The following is a 22,681-nucleotide window of genomic DNA, read 5'->3' as shown; positions in this document are numbered from 1 at the left end:
CTCATTGAAGACAATAGAACAATGCGTTCTATTGTCTATTTGTCTTATTCAGTAGCTTGTTGCTGTTTATCTTGTACCTTTTTTATTACATCTAAAAGTACATGATCAGGCTGTGCCCCAGCAAGTGCCACCTTTTGCTCAAAGACAAAAAATGGTACTCCTTTTACTTCAAGCTGTTCGCGTGCCACTTTTTCATCATATTCAACAAACTCTTTAAATTCATTAGAATTGAGTAAGTCTTCTACTTCGCCATGATCTAAGCCAATACGAGATGCAATTTCTTCAACTGTTTCACGTTCGCCTACAGGTAAGCCTTCGGTTAATGCAGCATGGAAAAATGCTTCTTTTGCTTGCTCGCCTAAGTTTTTACTTTGGGCTAAATGAATAATACGATGAGCATTCAGCGTATTACCTGAGTTCGCTTTTTGCCATTGAAAGTCAATACCTTCTTGACGTGCCATATCTGCAATTTGTTGCTGTAGGGCTTCAGTTTCTTCTACACTACGTCCATACTTTTGTGCCAAACGCTCGGTGTTAGACATGGTATGTGAAGCAGGTGCCTCAGGGTCTAACTGAAAACTATGCCAGTAAACTTCAAGTTCTACATTGGCTTCTTTCGCCACACGTTCTAGGCGTTTTTTTGCAATATAGCAAAAAGGACATACCACATCTGACCAAATATCAACACGCATAAAATTCTCTATTTTTTCATTCACTCGATAAGTGCTAATGTAACAAAAGGCAGGGGTAGATGCCTACACTCGTTCAATAATAACGCTTAAGCCTTCTCCTAATGGTGTTGCCATAGCCATTAAACCCATATTATTATTTTGTTGTTCAAGTGTACTGATTAATGTATTTAAGGATTGAGTTGGTGCTTGTGTATGCCCAAGTGCCAATGCACCGCCATATAAATTGACTTGGTCAGGTTTTAAACTTAAAACGTTTAATGTGGATAGCACATCACTGGCACTACTTTCAAAAAAATCAAACTGCTGAATCTGTTTTATTTTTAGATTGGCAAGTTGTAAGGCTTTTTGTGTGCTTGTCACCATCGCATAGCCTGCAAGTGCAGGGTCATGCGCCGTACATGCAATGGCTCTAATGACGGCTCTAGGTTTTAGATTAAGTGTCTTGGCATGCTCGGCAGACATCACTAACATGGCAGATGCACCTACTGCAGATGATGCAGTATTGGTATGTGTTGCTGTTCCATAATGCAAAACAGCACTTTTTGAAAATGCTTCTAAACTTGCATTGGCTTGAATAAGTTCGTCTTGCTCTGCAACGTGTAAAAAGCCATTAGGTAGATGTCCCGTTACAGGCACAATATGCGAAGAAAATAACCCGCTTTGTGTGGCTTGCCATGCACGTTGATGAGATTGCACACTAAACTCATCTTGTTCAAGACGGCTAATCTGATGCATACGTGCTAACAAATCAGCCGATTGATAGTTAAGCGTCTGTGCTTGGCTCACATCACCCACAATAAAGCTCTGACCTTGTTGTGTGGCAATTTGCAAAATGGCAGATTGTAATGCCTGTAAACCTGTTGTTTGCCCTAGGGTTTGTGGTGCAAGACCTACTTGTAAAATGGCTTTACGTGCTAATTCGGAATGTGCCGAATTGAAAATCACCCCATCTAAAGATGCTATTTCATCCCGTTTTATTAAGTGGTTAATGACGGCAGTTGCTAAGTCGGTTGTACTTAAATGTTGGAAAAATCCATTATTTGCTTTGGTGATGGCAGTTCGTACAGCATCTACAATCACAATATCACGCGGATTTAAACGCTTCATTTAAACAACCTCCTGTTGTTGCTCAAGCAAAGAAGCAGGTGCTTTATATTGCTCACCTAAGTCACTGTACTTGTCGCAAAGTGCTAAATATTCTGCAATACCAATAGATTGGATATAATGATAAACCCCGCCTTTAAAGATTGGAAATCCTAAAATTTCAATGGTCATCACATCAAGCTGTGCATGGCTTTGTACAATGCCTTTTTCAAGGCAACGGATGGCTTCATTGCAAAGCGAAACCATCATCATGTCATTTATATCGTTTTGCTTAATATGTGTATGTAATTGATATGGCGTAATAGTGGTATACAGCTCAAAACGTGTTGCCCATTGCTCAGGAGTAGTATCCCAACCAAATTGATTTAACTGCTGATAAATTTGTTCTGTCGTAATGCCTTGTTGAAGCAAATGGCTATAGGCATCTAAATAGGCTTTAGCAACACGGCGTATAAAAAAGCCTTGAGCATCTTTTACTACAAAGACTTTTTTGCCAAGGCGCTGTAAGAATGCACTCACAGTTGCAATACAAATATCGGAGGTTTGTGAGGTCCTTACCAGCTCAATCGTATTGTCATCAAGTGCGTGTAACCCAACTAAATTATGTTTATGTTGTAGGTGTATGCTTACCTTTTCTAGGCTGTAATCTTTAAGTTGTACCACCAATATTGTGTTGCGATGGCAGTCGTGTTCAATATTTTCAAGTTGATATTTACGCTGTTTGATATCGGTATTAGAACATTCAAAAATAATATCCACTTGTTTTAAATCTGTGGTTTTTGGTTGTAAAAAATTCCAATTTTGAACAGGTGTGGCTTGATAAGCATTTTGTAAGGCATTGATGTCTTGGATATAGCAAGTCATACCTTGTTGGACAATGGATGGTGCAAACGTAATTTCACCAAATAATGCCACTTTTTGAATAGGATGTTCATAACGTTTATTTTGTTTTTCTTCTTTTTTTAGTTGTTGCAAATTATGCCAATGATGCAGTGTTGCCTGTGTTTGTGGTAAGTCTTTGACCTGTTCATATATGGCAAGTTCTTGTTTTAAAGCATCATAAGCAGATAAATCAAAGCTATGTTTAAGATGATCAATTAAATATTTATAGCTTGGATAATGCTGTAACGGAAATTGCTCAAGTGTACTTTGTTTGGCTTGATGAAATTGCAATATCTTTTGGGCATTTGAGTATTGTTGGCGTTGAGATTGCCCATTCAGTCTGCCTGTAATCGCAAGTTTTAAAGTATGGAGCGCAGCATTTTTAAGTTGGGCTGATGTGACAATACTGTCAGAAAAATGGTTTTTAAAGGCAGTATTGGCATCAATAATCTTTGAAGAGATGAACCAATCTATCGCTGTTTGTAGACCAACAAGATGTGGCAAGCGCACTGTACCGCCCAAAAAAGGCGTCATACCATAAGTGAGGTCGGGAAAAGCAATTTTGGCATGCGGTGTTAAAATACGATAATCACAGGCAAGTAAAATCTCAGCACCACCACCAATGGCTTGATGTTCTAATGTGGCAACTTTAGGAATAGGAAGCTGAGCAAAAGAGGTGATAAGCTGTTGTGCATGTGATGCATTACAATCAAAATTAAGACCAAATAGCGATGGAACAGATAGCCAAATGCCTTGAATATGAGGTGTGGCTTTAATGGCATTCAAAGCGCCTTCAAAATCTTGGAGATAGTCCGTTTGCAGATTAAAGCGAAATTCTGCAATTCCATCTGATAGCATTTGAACCGTGATGGCATTGCCCGAATAAACCATGCTTAACCCCTTTTAATCTGCAAAAATTTAATTTTACGATATTTTAAATAAAAAAGAATGTAACTGCTTGTATCTCCAATTTTTTAGTGCACTTGAAAATTGAAGTTTGAGCGTCATTTAATACGTACAACAACAAAGCAAAGGCACACTGTGAACCCAAACGCGCGTCCGCATATCGAAAAAATATTGGCAAATATGACCCAACTGCCCGGTGTTTATAAAATGCTTGGAAAAGAGGGTGAGTTGTTATATGTGGGCAAAGCAAAAAACTTAAAAAACCGTGTGTCGAGTTACTTTGTAAAAACCATTGAGCATCCTAAAACACAGGCATTGGTTGCGCGTATTTATGATATTGAAACGTTGATCGTACGCTCAGAAACAGAAGCCTTATTACTTGAACAAAATTTAATTAAGCTCCATCGTCCGCCGTATAACATTATGTTGCGTGATGATAAATCTTACGTTTACATTTTTGTATCGGCAGATAAGCCTTATCCACGTATTGCCAGTGGGCGTGGTAAAGGCAGACATCAAGCAGGTAAGTTTTTTGGACCTTATCCAAGTGCTTACAGTGCCAAAGATATGCTACTTACTTTACAAAAGCTTTTTAATGTACGCCAATGTGAAAATAGTTATTTCTCGCAGCGTAAACGTCCATGTTTGCAGTATCAAATTAAGCGTTGTACGGCACCTTGTGTGGGTTTAATTTCGCCCGAAGATTATAAAAATGATGTCGAAAGTTCAATTCGTTTTTTACAAGGTGATACCAAAGCACTTAATCAAGAACTCATTGGAAAAATGGAAACGGCGGCAGAAAACTTAGAGTTTGAAAAAGCAGTATTTTTTAGAGACCGACTTGGGTTATTGCGTGATGTTGCCGCACAACAAGCGGTCTATAAAGTTAAAGGTGAAGCGGATATTTTAGCCATTTCGTATTTAGCAGGTGTGACGTGTGTGCAGATTATGCATGTACGTAACGGGCGCATGTTGGGAGGTAAAAGCTATTTCCCTGATATGTTAGGTGATGATCTTGGGCAGATGCTCAGTGATTTTATGGCAAACTTTTACTTCCAAGTGGCGGATGAAATCCCACAAGAACTGATTATTAATATTGATTTACCTAACCAAAAACAGTTAGAAACTGCTTTTACACAAGCGTTTGAAAAGAAAATTCAAATTAAACATAACGTACGAGAGGTACGTGCTGAATGGTTGCAATTGGCTCAAATGAATGTAGAACATGCCATTAAAGGACAATTAAGTAACCATTTAGAACTGAATGAACGTTTTCATCAGCTAGCAGAAGTAACAGGGCGTAGTATAGACCGTATTGAATGTTTTGACATTAGTCATACCATGGGGGAGGCGACGATAGCCTCTTGTGTGGTGTTTGACCAAGGGGGTGCGCGCAAACGTGATTATCGTCAGTTTTCGATTGAAGATATTCAAGCAGGTGATGATTATGCAGCTATGCGACAAGCACTTACTCGCCGTTATAAAAAAGCCATGCTCCCTGATTTACTGTTGATTGATGGGGGTAAAGGACAGCTTCATATGGCAATGGAGGTGATGCAAACGTTAGGCTTAGATCCATTTATGATTGGTGTTTCGAAAGGTGAGGGCAGAAAGCCCGGGCTAGAAACACTTCATTTTACGGATGGCACAAAAATTCAATTACCCGAAGACCACAAAGCGTTGCATTTAATTCAGCAAGTACGTGATGAAGCACATCGATTTGCAATTACAAAACATCGTGCAAAACGAGACAAACGCCGTGCAGGCTCTGTATTAGAAGTCATTCCGGGATTAGGTGCAAAACGCCGTCGTGACTTACTGACACATTTTGGGGGCATTCAAGGTGTACTTAAAGCCTCAGAAAAAGAATTGACTTATGTCAGTGGTATTGGCGATACAATGGCACGTACAATTTATAAAGTATTACATGAGTAGCAATGGTCGACACTGTGTAGGATTTCGTATAAAGTGAACCCAATAAAAAAGTGTTACAAATTCTTTATTGGTGGATGTATATGACCACAGGGCGAATCCTGAATATTCCCAACATCTTAACGATTGCACGGATCATCCTTATCCCTGTGTTTTTGATCATTGCTTATTGGCCACCTGCGTTGGGGGTGACGGATGTACAAGCTGATATTACGTTTCGTCATGCACTTTTAACGGCAATTTTTATTTTAGCAGCAGTAACAGATTGGTTTGATGGCTTTTTGGCGCGTGCGCTTAACCAAACTTCTGCATTTGGGCGTTTCTTAGACCCAGTGGCAGATAAATTGATGGTCGCTGCAGCGCTTGTTGTGTTAGTGCAATGGAAGCCCACCATTACAATGGCATTTGCAGGAATTGTCATTATTTCTCGTGAAATTACAGTATCTGCTTTGCGTGAATGGATGGCAGAGTTAGGTGCAAGAACTAACGTGGCAGTATCTACTGTCGGTAAGTACAAAACGGCATTTCAGATGATTGCGATTAGTGTTTTCTTACTTAATTGGCAACCGCTTAATATTTTGGCATATATTTTATTGTATATGGCTGTGTTTTTAACACTTTGGTCAATGATTATTTATCTAAGAGCCGCTTGGCCGTATCTAAAACAACCTTAATTTATGGACCCATATTTCTTAATAAATGATGGGTTTTTTTTAGCTAGGCTAAAGAAGAAATTTTAGCATTTAAGAGTATTTTTATTAATACAAAAAAACAATAAGCAAATGAGAATTTTTATTATATAACATTTAATCGCTCAGTAAAAAAAGTGATTAAAAGTGATGGTTTTTCAAAATTTTAGGGAAAACTTTGCAACTGACGACTTTATGTCGGGATTAGTTGTATTTTTAGTGGCATTACCACTTTGTTTGGGAATTGCCTTAGCGTCAGGTGCACCATTACTTGCAGGTATTATCTCTGGAGTGATTGGTGGCATTATTGTGGGTGCTTTAAGTGGCTCACATATCAGTGTTTCTGGACCAGCAGCAGGTCTAACCGCAATAATTATCGCCCAACTTGAATTACTTAATGGCAATTACCAAGCATTCTTGGTATCTGTTGTTTTAGCAGGTATTTTGCAAGTTATTTTTGGTACATTGAAACTTGGTTCATTTGCCAATTTTGTACCTAATAATGTAATTTTAGGTCTACTTGCAGCGATTGGTTTAATTTTAATTATTGGTCAAACACCGCGATTATTTGGTACGGATACGTCAACAATTGCAAACACATGGCATGACCCAATGGCTTTATGGTCAGGGTTAGACCAAGGTGCTGCTATTATTGGCGTGTTGAGTATTGTGATTATTTTAGGGTGGGACAAATTTAAACCCAAAACTTTGCCTATTCCTTCAGCATTGTTAGCTGTGGTATTAGCAGGTGTGTTTAATTTTATTTTAGTTAAAATGAATTCTAATTTTGCAGTGACCACACAAAATTTAATTCAGTTACCTCAAATTTTAGGCGGAAACGAGAAGATCTTCTTTTTCCCAGATTTTAGTTTTTTAAGTAATAGCCAAATTTATATTGGTGCAGTAACGGTTGCGATTGTGGCATCGCTAGAGACCTTACTCAACCTAGAAGCTGCAGATAAAATGGATCCGCAAAAACGTACTTCGCCACCTAACCGTGAGCTTGTTGCTCAAGGTGTGGGAAATACGGTATCGGGCTTAGTGGGTGGTATGCCATTGACTTCTGTTATTGTACGTAGCTCAGTTAATGCAACAAGCGGTGCAAAAACAAAATTTTCTGCAATTTTTCATGGTATTTTACTCATTATTGCGGTGTTGTTTTTAACGCCACTGATTAATTATGTACCGTTATCTGCTTTAGCTGCAATTTTGCTTTTAACAGGTTATAAGCTTGCAAAACCAACTTTATTTGTACATTTTTATAAAAAAGGTTGGAAGCAATTTTTACCATTTATTGTGACAGTGATTGCCATTATTGCCACAGATTTATTGATTGGTATTTTAATCGGTTTAACGCTAAGCGCACTGTTCATTTTATATAACAATTTGCATCGTGGTGTACGCACTGTCCATGAAAAACATGTACATGGTACGATCAACCGTATTGAATTATCGCAAAATGTGAGTTTTTTAAACCGCGCTGCTTTGGTGTCTGCTTTGGCAAAAATCAAAGATGGTGAAACGGTAGTGATTGATGCTTCCCAAACTTATTATATTGACCCTGACTTATATGCAGTAATTGAAGAATTTCAGCAAGAAACCGCAAAAAAACATCAAATTAATGTGAAGCTGGTTGGCTTTAAAGCACATTATCCTGAACTAGAGGATGAAGAGCTTGATATTGATGTGAGTACTAAGGATTTACAAGCCCAACTTACACCTGAGGCTGTATTAGAAAAACTGAAAGAGGGCAATAGTCGCTTTGCAAATCATGAGCGTTTGCATCATAACATTGGGCGTCAAATTCAAGTCACTTCACAAGAAGGGCAACATCCGATTGCTGCTGTATTAGGTTGTATGGATTCTCGTGCGCCTGTTGAGATGTTGTTTGATGTAGGTGTGGGTGATTTATTTAGTTTGCGTATTGCAGGTAATATTGCGGGGCAAAAAGTTCTAGGTTCGTTAGAGTTTGCTTGCCAAGAAAAAGGTTCAAAACTGATTGTGGTGTTAGGACATACTGACTGTGGTGCAATTACATCAGCCTGTCATATCCATCAGCAAGGCATAGATATTTCTCAATCCAAAGAGATGCCTCATATTCAACATATTATTAAGCCAATTGTAGCTGCTATTGAAGGCGTGAAAGCGCAGATGAGTGACTATCAATTGACAACTAATTTTGTAGAAGATGTAACGCGTATGAATGTACGCAATAACATTGCTTATATTGTCAAAAATAGTGATGTATTACGTGGCATGATTGAGCGTAATGAGATTGGCATTGTAGGGGCGATTTACGATGTTAAGACAGGTAAAGTCGAGTTTCTCTCTTAAAACTTTGTAATAGTTAAAAAGGCTTAATCACGAAAGTGCTTGAGCCTTTTTTATATCTCTAAAAAATATGTTTTAGGATTAATCTTTTTTAAACCAATCTCATGTTTATCAAAATTCTCGCTTTATTCAATAAGCAACGACACTATTTCATAAAGTGCAAAAGTCAGCTAGATTTTGAGCTATCTTTTTTTCTAACAGTTCTGAAATGAGATCATTCAATAAATTTTTATAGCTTTCTATTGTCATCTTAAATTTTCTCTTTTTAGACTTGCTGAAATTGTTGTGCAATTTTGTCGGCAGTGGTTTGTAATTTTGCAGTGAGCTTAGCAATATCTAAATATTCGAAACGATTTTTAGACCCTACAATAGTAAGCGATACAGGGGCAACCGCTTTACATGAATATTGAATTGGAACGGATAAGCTTGAATAGTGGGGGTTAACTTCACCTTGTGAAAAATAGTAGCCTTGTTTTTTAATTTTTTTCATACGTTGCACAAATTCTTCCTCAGATGTGGCAAATTGAACCTCATGTAATTGATTGGCATAGTGCGTATAAAATTCATGTAATTGTTGTTTATTAAACGATGCTACAATGACTTTAGGTGAAGAACCTAGATACACAGGTCGAGGGTTGCCACGTCCATAAGAGGCAAGTGGGCTGTTATTAAATGTCTCATCATGCAAATCAATACAATAATCATGATTTAAAAAAGTGAGTAGGCAATTAAGTTCAGTTTTCTCCACAATTTCTTTCATAAAAGGTGTACTTAGATGAACTAAAGGATCTGTTGTTCTTGAGATGTAATCTAATACAGCAATTTTAGGACCGAGCGTATAATCTCCCGATGTGCCACTAATACGTTGTAATAAATTAGCGGCAACAAGTTCTTTTAAATAGCGGTAGCTTGTAGGACGAGATAAACCGAGTTCTTCACTAATGATGTCTACATCAATAATGTGGCGAGAAATAGAAAATAAATTTAAAACGGTTAAAATTTTCCCAAAACTTGTAATCGCCATACTGTATTCATACTTACTCAATGTGATATTTATCTTATCATAATCTCGTTTTTATTAAAAAATTATCATATTAAGATATTTTGGTTTTATTTTTTGTCTAAAAGTGTAGAATTAATATCAAAATAAGAGAGATCATTTCTGATCTATATATATTAATCATCGAGAGTATCCATGGAGTTAATTAAACAGCTTCTTGCATTTAGACCAAGCAAGATGGATTTTATCTTTGCAGTAAAAACGTATATTGCTGCCATGCTTGCGCTGTTTATTTCGTTTGAACTAGATTTAATTAACCCAATGTGGTCGATTGGTACAGTCATTATTGTGGCAAATCCATTTGCAGGTATGGTGTCTTCTAAAGCGTTATATCGGCTTGCAGGGACAATTGTAGGTGCAATAGTTGCCATTATTTTAATGCCTAATTTTATTGATACACCGTGGTTGTTTTCTGTAATTATGGCACTTTGGGTCGGTGGTTGTTTATATGTGTCTTTATTAGATAGAACACCACGCAGTTATATGTTGATGCTGTCGGGTTATACCGCTGCCATGATTGTATTTAATGCGATTAATAACATTGATACGCATAATATTTTTGATATTGCTTTGGCACGTTTTTTAGAAATTGGGATTGCTGTAATTTGTTCTGCAGTTGTATCGTCTGTGATTTTGCCCATGCACATTGGTCCTATTATTCAGCAGCGTGTACAAAAAAATGTAAGTACAGTTGAGGCATTGTTTGAAAAGATTTTAAGCAATGAATCTAATGACTATGTTCAGACGCTAGCAAATATCACGCGTGATATGAGTGAACTTCATGTCATGGCAGTGCATCTGTCTTATGAAAAGTCTGATTTACGAGGCATGACTAAGCCGTTACAAGAAATGTTGCATCAGCTTTCTTTAGCCGTTGCAAATTTAGTGGCAATGTCAGAACGTTTAAATCAGCTAAATTTACATAGTGAACTTTTTAATACGCATTTAGATGAACTTAAACAAAGTGTTCTTGGTTTTTTAAAAAATACAGATGCAATTTCAGATGCCTATTTAAAAGATTTACCTATAGATTTTGAGCAAAAATTTGAGGTGATGTTTACACATGCAACCACTGAACAATGTTTAATTTTAAATAGTTTAAAAATGGATGTACGCCACTATATTCAGAATGTGCGTACAGTGCGCTTTATTTGGCAACTTATCCAAAAGGGACAAAAAACATTACCCGAAAGTATTCAGCCTATTACGACTAAATATCCAAGTTTACACCGTGACCATGGGGTCGCAGTGCGTGGTGGTTTGGCATCAGTTTTAAGTACCTTTTTTACGATGGGTGTTTGGATTTTTACAGGATGGAAAGCAGGTTATATGATGGCGCAAATGGGCGCAGTCTGTGCCTGTATTTTAACGGCGATTGATGATCCTGTACCTAAGCTGAAAATCTTTTTGTGGGGAAGTATTTTATCTAATATTGTGGTGTTTATTTATGCATTTGGCATTTTCCCCAATATTACCGAGTTTTGGGAACTTGCCGTGGTTTTAGCTCCAACCATTATTGCATTTATGTTGTTGCTCCCTACACCAAATCTCATGCCATTGGGGCTTGTTATGGGCATTATGTCGATTATGGGCATGAACTTACAAAATCGTTATGCAATGGATGCTGTTTCATTTTTAGAAGGCGCCATTGCAATGATTTTAGGTGTGTTATCTGCTTTAATTTCATTATATTTTATTCGTGCGATGTCACAAGATACCACGGTAGGGCGTTTGCTTTCACAGCATTATCGTGCAATGCGTTATGCGATTTCTTTAAACTATAATACAGGTTTAAAAGTTCATCTACGCAGTATGCTAGACCGCATTGGTGTGCTGAATACTAAGCTAGTGCAGTCGGAAGATTTAAAGCAAGCCATGAACCGTGCTTTAGTTGAAACTAGTGCAATTGTAGATTTTAGTCGTTTACAAGAGTTGGCACAGCGTCCTGATATGACAGCAGAATTACGTACCACCATTATTGACTTGCAGACTCAATTGTATAACGTATTTAAACAACAAGAAAAAACCTTATTTTTAAGTGATGAACTTAAACAACGTATTTTGAGTTGTTTAGATGATGTGAATCACCAAGCACAGCAACAACCGAATCAAGAAATTAAGAATAGAACATTAATTAGTGCAAATAATATTCGTCATAGTATGTTTCATGACTGTCCAAATACGCCACTTAAAGATCAAGGAGCATTAATATGAGTGATTTTGATTTATATGGTGTCTTTGTTCCTAGTTTTTTAATTCAAGCAATTTTAGCGTATTTCGTTTTTGTGTTAATGAGTTATCTAACAGATCGGTTAGATATGCAAGGTTGGACAGGCTTGTTTAAGCTGTGCCTTTATTTAGTGTGTTTATTACTTGTGCATCAAGTATTTGTGGAGATAAATAAATGAGTATTGATGTACGAAAATTAGTACGCCCACTGGTCATGGTGGTGATGTTAATTATTGCGATATTGACCATTATACATTTATGGAATTATTACCATGCTGCACCGTGGACACGAGACGGACGAGTACGTGGTGATATTATGCAAGTGTCTTCCGATGTATCGGGTTTAGTCACAAAAGTGATGGTGCAAGATAACCAAACCATCAAAAAAGGGCAGGTTCTATTTGAAATTGATACCGCACGCCAAGCGTTAGATGTTGAACAAGCCAAATCGGATTTAGCCAAAGCTCAAGCAGGTTTAGCACAATCAGATGCAGGGTTAGCACAAGCCAAAGCAAGTTTAATTAAATCGCAAGCAACCATTCAATTGGCAGATAAAAATGCGGTGCGTTATAGCAATATTATGGCAGGTGCAATTTCTAAACAGGAACAAGATCAGGTTTACGCAACGCGTGACCAAGCACGCGCTGATCATGAACAAGCGCAAGCTAATATTGAGCAAGCACAAGCGACGATTAAGCAACAAAAAGCTTTAATTGAGGTGGCAAAAAGTAATTTACATCTAGCTCAGTTAAACATGAACCGATCGCAAGTCGTTGCACCTGCAGATGGTACATTGTCGAACTTTGAAATGCGTGTGGGTGATTATATTAAAACGGGGCAAGCAGTTGCTGCCATGATTGACCGCCGTCAGCTTTATGTAGTGGGCTATTTTGAAGAAACAAAATTAAATCGTATTCATGTAGGCGATCAAGCAGAAGTTGAATTAATGGGTGACAATCAACGCTTACGTGGGCATGTACAAGGGGTTGCTTTAGGTATTGAAGATCGTGAACGTAGCAGTAGTTCTTCTTTATTGGCAAATGTAAACCCAACATTTACGTGGGTACGTTTAGCACAGCGTGTTCCTGTGAAAATTGTACTTGATGAAATGCCAAAAAATACAATCTCGTTTGTTGCAGGGCGTACAGCAACAGTAAAAATCATTGAGCCTAAGGCTTAATGCCATATGGTTCTCTATACCAACTTTCTATAAAAAGCGCAGCAGCTAGTGAGTCTGCTGCGACTTTTTTACCTCGTCCTTGATCTTGTAAGTCGCGCGCTTCGCGTGTGGTCAATCGCTCATCTACCATCCATGTGTCAATATTAGTTTGATGGCGCAACCGACGTGCAAATTTACGTGCCCGTGCAGAAAGTTCAGACTCGCTATCATCCATGTTGAGAGGTAAACCGATTAAAAATAAATCGGGTTGCCACTGTTTCACAATTTTAAGCAATTGATCCCATTGTGGAATACCATCTTTCATGGGAAACAACGCCAATGGATTGCTAGATTCAATGGTAGATTGTCCAACAGCCATGCCCATTTTTTGTGTACCAAAATCAAATGCCATAATCATGCTAGGCATGTCCCACCTCCGAAGAAAACCAATCTGGCTTAACGCCAATTTTATTAAATGCTGCAAGCCAACGTGCGTCGTAAGGCAGATTAAAAATTAAATCCATATCCACATCACAAATTAGCCAATCACCTTGGTTAATTTCTTCTTCAAGTTGATTTTCGCTCCAACCTACATATCCTAAAGCAAGTTGGTAGCATTCTACTCCTTCGTTATGGGCAATGGCATCTAAAACATCTTTACTGGTTGTAATACAAATATTGTCGCCAATTGCCATAGAGGATTGCCAAATAGGCTGACCTGTATGTAAAACAAAGCCTGCTTCGGGGCGTAATGGACCTCCCTGCAATACAGCATGAGGTTGCACATGATCGGCATCAATATCTAAATCATTGAGTAGTTCTTTAATTTCGAGGATGCTTGGGCGATTAATCATCAGACCTTGCGCACCTTTATCATCGTGGCGAACCAAATAGATCACACTGTTGCTAAAAAAATCATCTTCTTCTAAATGGGGTGGTGCAATTAAACAGCGGTGTGTGAGTTTAGGCATAGTTTATTGAAATTTCATTTGTCGAAGTTGTTTGGCATGTTGTCGTGTGGTTTCGTTAATTTCTAAACCACCTGTCATACGGGCAAGCTCTTGGATGCGCTCATCTTCAGATAATGCAAAAATGGTACTACTTGCAGGATTAGTTTGCTGTTTTTGTACTAAAAGATGTTGGTCTGATTGTGCAGCAACTTGTGCTTGGTGGGTAATACAGAGCACTTGAACATGTTGCCCTAAGTTAGAAAGTAAGCGTCCTACAATTTCAGCTGTACCGCCACTAATCCCAACATCAATCTCATCAAATACAATCACATCTGCTTCGGTCTTTTCAGAGTTCATTACTTGCATCACCAATGCAATACGTGACAATTCGCCGCCCGATGCCACGCGTGACAGTGGTTGTGGTGGGATACCTTTATTGGCAGTAAACAGAAGTTTTATGAAACTCAACCCATCGGCATTGGGTTCTTTAAGTGGTTCAAATTCAAACTCAAATTTTGCCTCAGGTAGCGCAAGTTGTTTAACTTGGCTTGTGAGGGTTTTTGCTAAAGATGGGGCAACGTGTTGGCGTTCTTGCTCAAGTTGTTGTGCTTTTACCAAAAATAGTTGCTCGGTTTGCTTCACTTGTTCTGCAAGAGTTTCAGGGTCTTCAAGTGCTTGCAAGTGTTCAAGCTCTTGTTGCCATGTGTCATATTCGGCTTTGAGTTCTTCAGGCTGTACACGGTATTTACGTGCAAGACGATGGAATACTTCAAGCTCACGATTAAGCTGTTCCATACGTTCAGGGTCAAAACTTTGATTATCTGCAAAATTACGCAAGTTTGCTGTGGCTTCGTCAACTTCACTTTGCGCATTCATGAGAGTGTTATACACATCAGTAAGTTGTGGGCTACGCTCTATATGGTCTTCTAGACGCTTAATAACCCCTGCCAATGCTTGAGATAAGTTTTCTTCTGCTTCATCAAGGACATTTAAGCTATAGCTACAATCTTGCATAATGCTTTCATGATTGCTTAAACGGTCATACTCTTGGTCAAGGTCAATGTAAGATTGTTCAACAATTTCTTCAACTTCTTCAATTTGCAGTTCAAGTGTGCTGATCTGTTGTTGACGAGTTGCTTGTGCTTGCAGTGCTTCTTCATGCAAGCGCATAGTTTTTTGCCAAGTCTGATAAGCCGTTTTTACTTCCTGAGCAGATGCGGTCAAGTTACTATATCGGTCAAGCCATTGGCGTGGATAGGGTGCATCTAAGAGTTGTTGTTGGCTGTGTTGACTATAGAGTTGAACCAATAGGCGACCAATTGATTTAAGCTCAGCCAAACTGCTTGGGCGTCCATTAATCCATGCTTTACTACGACCTGTGGAAAAAATAACACGCCGTAAATGAATTTCACCTGATTCATCTTCTAGTTCATTTTGTTGTAGCCAACGTGCTTCTATAGAGTCTGCTGTATAACTAAAAACGGCGGTTACATCGGCTTTATCTGTACCAAAACGGACTAAGCTGGTATCTGTGCGTTCACCTAAGCATGCAGAAAGTGCATCTAATAACAATGACTTACCTGCACCTGTTTCGCCTGTGAGTACGTTAAATCCTGACTCTATGTCTAAAGCCAAATGCTCTGCTAAAGCAAAATTTATAAGTGTTAGATGAGTCAGCATATATGCGTCCAAACTGCCCAATATTGTTTGCTATGATGATACAGAAAATCTGTCATATGTTAATCATGTTTTTATATCAAAATTATCTCAAGAAAAGAATTGTACTCTTTTTTAGGCTCGCATAGACTGTGTGAAGTCTCGGTAAATATAATAATTTGGAGAAACCGTATGTCGTTACAGTTTGATCATGTGTCTGTGATAAAAAAATCAAATGTATATTTTGGTGGGCGTTGTATTAGCCATACTGTGCAGTTTTCAGATGGCACCAAAAAAACATTGGGTGTGATGTTACCTACCACCAATAAAGATCCGCTTATCTTTGAAACGCATGTAACTGAACGGATGGAAATTATTTCAGGCGAGTGTCATGTGTGGATTGCAGATGAGCAAGATGGGGAGTTATTCCGTGCAGGTCAATCATTTTATGTACCTGCAAACAGTACATTTAAAGTAGTTGCAGACGAAATTGTCGATTATGTTTGCCACTTAGAAGGGTAAACCGCTAAACTCAATTTATCCTGCTCACATGTTGTGGCAGGATTTTTATTTTTGTTTGTTTGAGGTACGACGTTCATGGCGAAACCAGAATATTATTATGGTGTACATTCTGTTGAGTCTTTATTAGAGCTTGAGCCTGAGCGGGTGCTCACTTTATTTACGTTAAAAGGTAAGGATGATCAGCGTTTAAAGCATGTTTTGGCAATGGCAGAGCCGTTTGGTATTAGTGTGCAACAAGCCAGCCGTGACCGTTTAGAAAAAATGGCAGGTTTACCTTATCATCAAGGTGTAGTGGCAGCAGTTCGTCCACATCCTGTTTTAAATGAAAAAGATTTAGATCAGCTTTTGACACAAAAGCCTGAAAGTTTGCTACTTGCATTAGACCAAGTGACAGACCCGCATAACCTCGGTGCATGTATTCGTACCGCTGCAGCAATGGGGGTTGAAGCTGTGATTGTACCGCGTGATCGTTCGGCAAGTTTAACGCCAACAGCACGTAAAGTAGCGGCAGGTGGTGCAGAAAAAGTACAGTTTATTCAGGTAACTAACTTGGCACGTACTTTGGCACATGTAAAAGAAGAATTTCATTATCGTGTATTGGGTACTATGCTAGATGAGCAAGCATTACCTTTACAAAAATGTGATTTTACAGGTGGTGTTGTGGTGGTGATGGGTGCAGAAGACACAGGATTGCGCCCAATTACACAAAGCCAATGTGATCAAACCGTTTATATTCCAATGTCAGGCAATCTGCAAAGTTTAAATGTGAGCGTTGCAACAGGTATGGCACTGTATGAGGCTTGCCGTCAGCGTATTACTCAGGAGTAAGTATGACCCCACGTACACAAGGATATGTGTTTGTGATCATCACCATGTGTATTTGGGGTGGTTTCAGTATTTTTTCACGTCTTAATGCAATTTGGCATATTAGTGCATGGGATGTGGTGGCTTTACGCTTTAGCATTGGCTTTATATTGCTGATGCCCATTTTAATTTATAAAAAACAAACTGCATTTTTGTGGCATATCAAGCCGTTTATTTTAGGGCTATTGGGTGGCGTTGCGTATTGTATTACAGTTTATTCTGCCTTTTTTTATGCCCCTGTTGCACATGGTGCAATGTTCTTAAATGGATGTATTCCATTATGTACCGCGGTAATGGCATATGTGCTATTTAAAGAACCCTTTGATCGTCATATTTGGATTAGCTTAACCATTATGGTATTGGCTATTTTTGGTATGACCTATTTAATGTATCAAAAAACGCACGTAGGGCTTGGGCTTGGTGACGGACTCTTTTTCTTGGCTGCTATTTGGTGGGGAACATTCACCGTTTTAGTGAAGCAGTGGAAACTGACTGCATGGCAAAACATGACCAGTGTTGCAATTTGGTCAGCAATCATTTATTTGCCTATTTATCTATTGTTTATGCCACATCACTTACAAGATGTTGCGGTACCACATTTGCTCGCGCAAGGCATTTTTCACGGCGTATTCGTGGTGATTATTGCAACCATGAGCTATATTGCAGCCATTGAGCGTTTAGGGGCATTTAAAACGGGAAGTATTGTGACACTCGCGCCATTTATTGCAGCGATTGTGGCTGTACCTTTACTGAATGAGCCTTTAAATAGTGCAATGGGGCTTGGATTAATTGGTATGGCAATTGGTGCACTACAGCCATGGCGTTGGATAAATCGAAAAGATGCACTTACTGCACGTTTAGAACGTTCTTCTAAAAAATAACTAGAGTTGCTTTTCAAATAATAGTGAGGTTATTGTGAAACTAAGAAAAATCTTAACTTTTTTAGTTTATTAGAGTTTTAATTAGAATAACTAGTTTTTGAACATTGTGTGAAGCTGTTCATATACTCTGCACAAACTTCCATAGGTTCTTGGTCTTATCTCATTCTTTTAAATATTTAATAAAAAATCATCTGTAATAGAAAGCTACTTTTTATAATTATCTTTAAGTAAAAGTTAAAATGGATCTAATAGATATAGAGTGTTTTAAATTTGTCACATTTTTTATATAGTTCAATAACGATAAAACCATAGATTGTTCTCAGATATTAAACAGAGCCGAGGTTAAGATAATGTTGATGCAATATGTTTAATTGTGCAAATAAATACGATAAATCTTGATCATTTAAAACAATATCATCTGCGCGTTGCTGTTTGTTTTCTCGAGACATTTGTGCATCAATAATAGTTTGGATTTGCTCTTTTGTTTGACCATCACGTAAGGTTGTACGTTCTTGTTGTAACTCAACAGACGTATCAATTAGTAAAATACGATCGACTAATTTATATTGATCAGTTTCCAAAAGTAATGGAGAAACTAAAATAGTATATGGGCTTTTGGATTCTTGAAGTTGTTGAATAATACGCTGTCGAATAAGTGGATGGGTAATAGCTTCAAGTTGTTTACGTGCTTTTGGATACTTAAAAATATAATTACGTAATGCCTTACGGTCAAGCTCACCACTTGGCAATATAGTCCAATGACCAAAGGTCTTAATAATTTGGGCTAAAGCGGGTTGGTGAGGTTGTACAACTTCGCGCGCAACGATATCTGCATCGACTACAGTGATACCTTGTGATGCAAACCAATCACTTGCGGCTGATTTACCACTCCCAATTCCACCTGTTAGCCCAATAATCATCCTAAATATGCCTTCATAATCTCATTACCCCAAAGTAATGCAATCCATCCTGCAATGGCAATATATGGACCAAATGCAAAAGCGTTACTTTGTTTATTTTTCTTAAGAAGAATGAGCCCAATAATTGAGCCTAATAAAGAAGATAGCAAAATAATAAGCGGTAACATGAAAGGTCCCATCCATGTACCAAGCGCTGCGAGCAATTTAAAATCGCCACAGCCCATGCCTTCTTGTTTGCGTAAAAGGGTATAGATTTTTGCCACAATCCATAGGCATAAAAAGCCGATAATTAAACCCCAAATAGAACTCGTGGTTGTGGTATAAAGTGCATAACTATTTACAGCTAAACCTAGCACTGCTAATGGGTAGGTAAATTGATCGGGCAGGAGTTGTGTATCAAAATCAATAAAGGTGAGCGTGATAAGTACCCATGTAAAAATAACGCCAAACACCATTTGCAGTGATGCCCCAAAAACAGCAACCACGACTAAAGAACAAACACAAGTTAAAAGCTCAATAAAGGGATAGCGGATGCTAATCGGATTTTGACAGCTTCCACACTTACCTTTTAAAAACAGCCAACTGATGACAGGAATATTCTGATACCAGCGAATATGACTTTTGCATTTTGGACAGGTAGATGCAGGAGAGCTGAGTGTTATTTTTTCCTCAGTTTCTCTTTCTTGATCTGCATGAAAATATTCGTGATATTCACGTTTCCAATTTTGTTCCATGATTTTAGGTGTACGGTAGATGACGACATTCAAAAAACTACCAATGCACAGACTAAGTAATCCAACAGCAACATAAAGCGCTGTTGAATTTTGGATAAAGTATTGAATTAACTCTTGCATTAAACCACAGAACCCATTTGGAAAATTGGTAAGTACATGGCAATAACAAGACCACCCACAAGTACACCTAAAATTGCCATAATTAAAGGCTCCATCAGGGCAGTTAAACCATCTACGGCATTATCCACTTCGTTTTCATAGTAAGTGGCAACTTTATCAAGCATGGTATCAAGGGCACCCGATTCTTCACCAATAGACACCATTTGAATTGCCATAGCAGGAAAACGATCCGTGGCACGCATAGCAAACTGTAATTGTTGACCTGTTGCAACATCATCTCGAATTTGCATTACTGCGCGCTCGTATACAATGTTGTTGGTTGCGCCTGCTGTTGATTCTAATGCTTCGATAAGTGGAACACCCGCAGCAAATGTAGTGGCTAATGTACGGCTGTAACGTGCAATAATGGCTTTATAAACCAAATCGCCAAAAATAGGCAGTTTTAAAAAAAGCTTATCTAAAAAATCACGAAACTTTTCACTACGTTTATGTGCTTGTGAAATAACAACGACTGTACCGATAATGCAGGCAATCAAAATGTACCAATACGATTGCATCCATTTAGACATGTTCACGACCAGCTGTGTGAAAGCAGGCAGTTCTGCGCCAAATGATGAGAATAAGTCTTGGAAGACAGGGACAACTTTGACCATCAAAATAATGGTAACAATAATCGCAACGCAAATAACCGTAATTGGATATTTCATCGCTTTTTTAATTTTTTGCTTTAAAAGCTCACTTTTTTCCTTATAGATTGCCACACGATCAAGCATGGTTTCTAATGCACCCGACTGTTCACCTGATTCAACTAAAGAGCAAAATAAACGATCAAAATATTGTGGGTATTTTTTCAATGCCCCTGCAAACGTATTACCGCCTTCAACCTCTCCTTTGATGCCCATCACCACATCACGCATCGAAGGATTATCTAAGCCTTCAGCCACAATTTCAAAGCTTTGTACAAGTGGTACACCTGCTTTCATCATGGTGGCTAATTGGCGAGTAAAAATGGTGATATCAAGCGTAGAGACTTTCTTTTTAAATACACCTGCAAGAAGATCTTTTCGTTTTTCACGAATGGCTTGAACGTTAATACCCTGTTTACGTAGCATTACTTTGGCAAGTGCCATATTACGTGCAGGAATTTCCCCCTTAATTTTTAAGCCTTTGCGATCAACCCCAGTATAGGCAAAGGTAGGCATTGTCTCTGCTTTTTTAACTGCCACAGTGTTATCCTTTTATAATATTAATTGCTCGTTACACGGTTGACTTCTTGAAGAGAAGTTAAACCATGCAAGACTTTGCGAAGTCCAGAGCGTCTTAAGTTATTAAACCCTAATTTCTCAGAGGTTTGTGCAATTTGTAATGCATTGCCATCTTCCATGATCAGTTTGGAAATTTCAGGGGTAATTTTCATGACCTCGTAAATCCCCACACGTCCTTTGTAGCCTTCGCGGCACTGTGAACATCCAACAGGCTGATAAATTTCAAACTCTGGATTGTTCAAATCTGCTTCGGTAAATCCCATCTCTAATAAACTATTTTTTGGAATATCAGCGGGTATTTTACATTGTGGGCATAAGCGTCGTGCAAGACGCTGTGCAATCACTAAGTTGACCGAAGTTGCAATATTAAAAGAAGGAACACCCATGTTACGCAAACGCGTCAGTGTTTCAGGTGCGCTATTGGTATGCAGAGTAGAAAGTACCATGTGACCCGTCTGTGCTGCTTTAATCGCAATTTCGGCTGTTTCTAAGTCACGGATCTCACCGACCATAATAATATCTGGATCTTGACGTAAAAATGAACGTAGTGCCGCAGCAAAGTTTAATCCGACTTTATTATTAACGTTGACCTGATTAATACCTTCAAGGTTAATTTCCACTGGGTCTTCGGCAGTTGAAATATTTGCTGTTTCGGTATTTAAAATATTTAAACCTGTATATAGGGATACTGTTTTACCAGAACCTGTTGGACCTGTAATCAGTACCATACCTTGTGGCTTATGTAGCGCTTCTAAAAATAGCGCTTTTTGTTCTTCTTCATAACCTAAAGCATCAATACCGAGCATAGCACTAGAAGGGTCTAAAATACGTAATACAATTTTTTCGCCAAATAGGGTGGGTAATGAGTTTACACGAAAATCGATTGCTTTCGTTTTAGAGAGTTTCAGCTTGATACGTCCATCTTGTGGTACACGTTTTTCAGAAATGTCCATTTGAGACATGACTTTTAAACGCGAAGCTAGGCGATTAGCAAGTTGAATAGGGGGTGTGGCGATTTCACGTAAAACACCATCAACACGATAACGCACACGATATGTTTTTTCATAGGGTTCAAAGTGTAAATCTGAAGCGCCCATACGAATAGCATCTACTAATAATTTATTAATGTATTTAACAATCGGTGCTTCGTCTTGTTTATTTTCTTCTGCTGAACTATCTTCACTTGGATCATCATCTAAACTGATGTCTAGATCTTCGTCATCAAATTCAAATGAAGTGTCATGAGCAAAATTTGCTTCAATAAATTGAATAAGCTTGTTATGTTCAACAATAACAACTTCAGGACTTAATTTACTATTAAAACGAATGGCATCTAATGCTTCGAGTTTAGTTGGATCACTGGTTGCAATAATAATGTTATTGCCACGTTGTAATAAGGGTACAACGCGATGCTGACGAATATGCTTTTCATCAACGAGTTCTTTAGGTAATTGTGCACTATCGTAAGCTGATAAATCAAAGAGAGGCTCTCCAAACTCACGAGAGATTGCTTCTGCAATTGTAAGTGCAGAAAGTGCATGTTGCTCAATGAGATGAGGCACTAAATCTTGTTTGTTTTTCTTGCTATTTTCTAAAGCACTGATTGCTTTTTCTTCAGATATATATCCCTCGTCAACAAGGCGACGAGAAAAGCCTGTTAATCGAGGCGTCATGGAGGGAGTTGCCATAAGATTCCGCCTTATTCGTTATTGATTAGGTTACAATAAATGATCAAATTATACGTTCATGGCAGTAAAAAGCCATATGGAAATTATGTATTTTAGC

The 22,681-nt window shown here is 38.3% G+C and carries 20 protein-coding genes; 9 read left to right on the top strand and 11 right to left on the bottom strand.

What is annotated here, in order from left to right; all coding sequences use genetic code 11:
- Positions 1-44 precede the first annotated feature (44 nt).
- The 3 genes from PCI70_RS02775 to PCI70_RS02765 all read right to left on the bottom strand — a co-directional run bounded on the left by PCI70_RS02775 (position 45) and on the right by PCI70_RS02765 (position 3,569).
- Positions 45-692: a DsbA family oxidoreductase gene (locus tag PCI70_RS02775; RefSeq protein WP_269913831.1), complete on the bottom strand. Its 648-nt coding sequence runs from the start codon at positions 690-692 to the stop codon at positions 45-47.
- Positions 693-755: 63 nt separating this feature from the next.
- Positions 756-1,799: an acetyl-CoA C-acyltransferase gene (fadA, locus tag PCI70_RS02770; protein WP_269913830.1), complete on the bottom strand. Its 1,044-nt coding sequence runs from the start codon at positions 1,797-1,799 to the stop codon at positions 756-758.
- Positions 1,800-3,569, bottom strand: a complete 1,770-nt coding sequence (locus tag PCI70_RS02765; RefSeq protein WP_269913829.1) for an enoyl-CoA hydratase-related protein — start codon at positions 3,567-3,569, stop codon at positions 1,800-1,802.
- A gap of 150 nt (positions 3,570-3,719) precedes the next feature.
- Between PCI70_RS02765 and uvrC the strand changes: the two genes are divergently transcribed.
- From uvrC to PCI70_RS02750, 3 genes are all read left to right on the top strand, one after another.
- Positions 3,720-5,519: an excinuclease ABC subunit UvrC gene (gene uvrC, locus PCI70_RS02760; protein ID WP_269913828.1), complete on the top strand. Its 1,800-nt coding sequence runs from the start codon at positions 3,720-3,722 to the stop codon at positions 5,517-5,519.
- 80 nt (positions 5,520-5,599) lie between these two features.
- Positions 5,600-6,190 (top strand): CDP-diacylglycerol--glycerol-3-phosphate 3-phosphatidyltransferase, encoded by a 591-nt coding sequence (gene pgsA, locus PCI70_RS02755; RefSeq protein ID WP_269913827.1) that lies wholly within the window; start codon positions 5,600-5,602, stop codon positions 6,188-6,190.
- A 165-nt stretch (positions 6,191-6,355) separates the two neighbouring features.
- Positions 6,356-8,539 (top strand): solute carrier family 23 protein, encoded by a 2,184-nt coding sequence (locus PCI70_RS02750; RefSeq protein ID WP_269913826.1) that lies wholly within the window; start codon positions 6,356-6,358, stop codon positions 8,537-8,539.
- A gap of 262 nt (positions 8,540-8,801) precedes the next feature.
- On the opposite strand, the gene PCI70_RS02745 is transcribed toward PCI70_RS02750, so the two are convergent.
- Positions 8,802-9,560, bottom strand: a complete 759-nt coding sequence (locus PCI70_RS02745) for an IclR family transcriptional regulator (protein WP_269913825.1) — start codon at positions 9,558-9,560, stop codon at positions 8,802-8,804.
- 171 nt (positions 9,561-9,731) lie between these two features.
- Between PCI70_RS02745 and PCI70_RS02740 the strand changes: the two genes are divergently transcribed.
- Genes PCI70_RS02740 through PCI70_RS02730 form a run of 3 tightly spaced genes read left to right on the top strand, consistent with a single transcriptional unit; the run spans position 9,732 to position 13,005 of the window.
- A complete protein-coding gene (locus PCI70_RS02740; RefSeq protein ID WP_269913824.1) occupies positions 9,732-11,810 on the top strand; it encodes an FUSC family protein in 2,079 nt (692 codons plus the stop codon).
- The gene (locus tag PCI70_RS02735) at positions 11,807-12,004 is read left to right on the top strand and encodes a DUF1656 domain-containing protein (protein ID WP_269913823.1); all 198 of its coding nucleotides are present in this window, start codon (positions 11,807-11,809) and stop codon (positions 12,002-12,004) included. The genes PCI70_RS02740 and PCI70_RS02735 overlap by 4 nt, the downstream gene beginning before the upstream one ends.
- Positions 12,001-13,005 carry an HlyD family secretion protein gene (locus PCI70_RS02730; RefSeq protein ID WP_269913822.1) on the top strand — a complete coding sequence of 335 codons (1,005 nt, stop codon included), beginning with the start codon at positions 12,001-12,003 and terminating at the stop codon, positions 13,003-13,005. The genes PCI70_RS02735 and PCI70_RS02730 overlap by 4 nt, the downstream gene beginning before the upstream one ends.
- Here PCI70_RS02730 and ruvX read toward each other — a convergent pair.
- The 3 genes from ruvX to recN are packed head-to-tail and all read right to left on the bottom strand — an operon-like array spanning position 12,995 to position 15,614.
- Positions 12,995-13,411, bottom strand: coding sequence for a Holliday junction resolvase RuvX (gene ruvX, locus PCI70_RS02725; protein WP_269913821.1), 417 nt, complete (start codon positions 13,409-13,411; stop codon positions 12,995-12,997). The two genes, PCI70_RS02730 and ruvX, sit on opposite strands and share 11 nt — an antisense overlap.
- The gene (locus PCI70_RS02720; RefSeq protein WP_269913820.1) at positions 13,404-13,955 is read right to left on the bottom strand and encodes a YqgE/AlgH family protein; all 552 of its coding nucleotides are present in this window, start codon (positions 13,953-13,955) and stop codon (positions 13,404-13,406) included. The genes ruvX and PCI70_RS02720 overlap by 8 nt, the downstream gene beginning before the upstream one ends.
- 3 nt (positions 13,956-13,958) lie before the next feature.
- Positions 13,959-15,614, bottom strand: coding sequence for a DNA repair protein RecN (recN, locus tag PCI70_RS02715; protein WP_269913819.1), 1,656 nt, complete (start codon positions 15,612-15,614; stop codon positions 13,959-13,961).
- Between the two features lie 168 nt (positions 15,615-15,782).
- On the opposite strand from recN, the gene ppnP reads away from it, so the two are divergent.
- The 3 genes from ppnP to PCI70_RS02700 all read left to right on the top strand — a co-directional run bounded on the left by ppnP (position 15,783) and on the right by PCI70_RS02700 (position 17,857).
- Entirely contained in the window at positions 15,783-16,112 is a 330-nt protein-coding gene (gene ppnP, locus PCI70_RS02710) for a pyrimidine/purine nucleoside phosphorylase (RefSeq protein WP_269913818.1), read from the top strand.
- A 75-nt stretch (positions 16,113-16,187) separates the two neighbouring features.
- Positions 16,188-16,940 carry a 23S rRNA (guanosine(2251)-2'-O)-methyltransferase RlmB gene (gene rlmB, locus PCI70_RS02705; protein ID WP_269913817.1) on the top strand — a complete coding sequence of 251 codons (753 nt, stop codon included), beginning with the start codon at positions 16,188-16,190 and terminating at the stop codon, positions 16,938-16,940.
- 2 nt (positions 16,941-16,942) lie between these two features.
- Complete coding sequence (locus PCI70_RS02700; protein WP_269913816.1) at positions 16,943-17,857, top strand: DMT family transporter; 915 nt, start codon at positions 16,943-16,945, stop codon at positions 17,855-17,857.
- A 326-nt stretch (positions 17,858-18,183) separates the two neighbouring features.
- Here PCI70_RS02700 and coaE read toward each other — a convergent pair whose 3' ends face one another.
- The 4 genes from coaE to pilB are packed head-to-tail and all read right to left on the bottom strand — an operon-like array spanning position 18,184 to position 22,584.
- Positions 18,184-18,777, bottom strand: coding sequence for a dephospho-CoA kinase (coaE, locus tag PCI70_RS02695; protein ID WP_269913815.1), 594 nt, complete (start codon positions 18,775-18,777; stop codon positions 18,184-18,186).
- Positions 18,774-19,631 carry a prepilin peptidase gene (locus PCI70_RS02690; RefSeq protein ID WP_269913814.1) on the bottom strand — a complete coding sequence of 286 codons (858 nt, stop codon included), beginning with the start codon at positions 19,629-19,631 and terminating at the stop codon, positions 18,774-18,776. Before PCI70_RS02690 ends, coaE begins: the two co-directional genes overlap by 4 nt.
- On the bottom strand, positions 19,631-20,857 hold the full coding sequence (locus tag PCI70_RS02685; RefSeq protein ID WP_269913813.1) for a type II secretion system F family protein: 1,227 nt from the start codon (positions 20,855-20,857) through the stop codon (positions 19,631-19,633). Before PCI70_RS02685 ends, PCI70_RS02690 begins: the two co-directional genes overlap by 1 nt.
- Positions 20,858-20,877: 20 nt before the next feature.
- Positions 20,878-22,584, bottom strand: coding sequence for a type IV-A pilus assembly ATPase PilB (gene pilB / locus PCI70_RS02680; RefSeq protein WP_269913812.1), 1,707 nt, complete (start codon positions 22,582-22,584; stop codon positions 20,878-20,880).
- Positions 22,585-22,681: the final 97 nt, after the last annotated feature.

This window comes from Acinetobacter sp. HY1485 (assembly GCF_027568475.1).
In the GTDB taxonomy this organism is placed as follows: domain Bacteria; phylum Pseudomonadota; class Gammaproteobacteria; order Pseudomonadales; family Moraxellaceae; genus Acinetobacter.
This window is presented reverse-complemented; position numbering and strand designations above follow the sequence as displayed.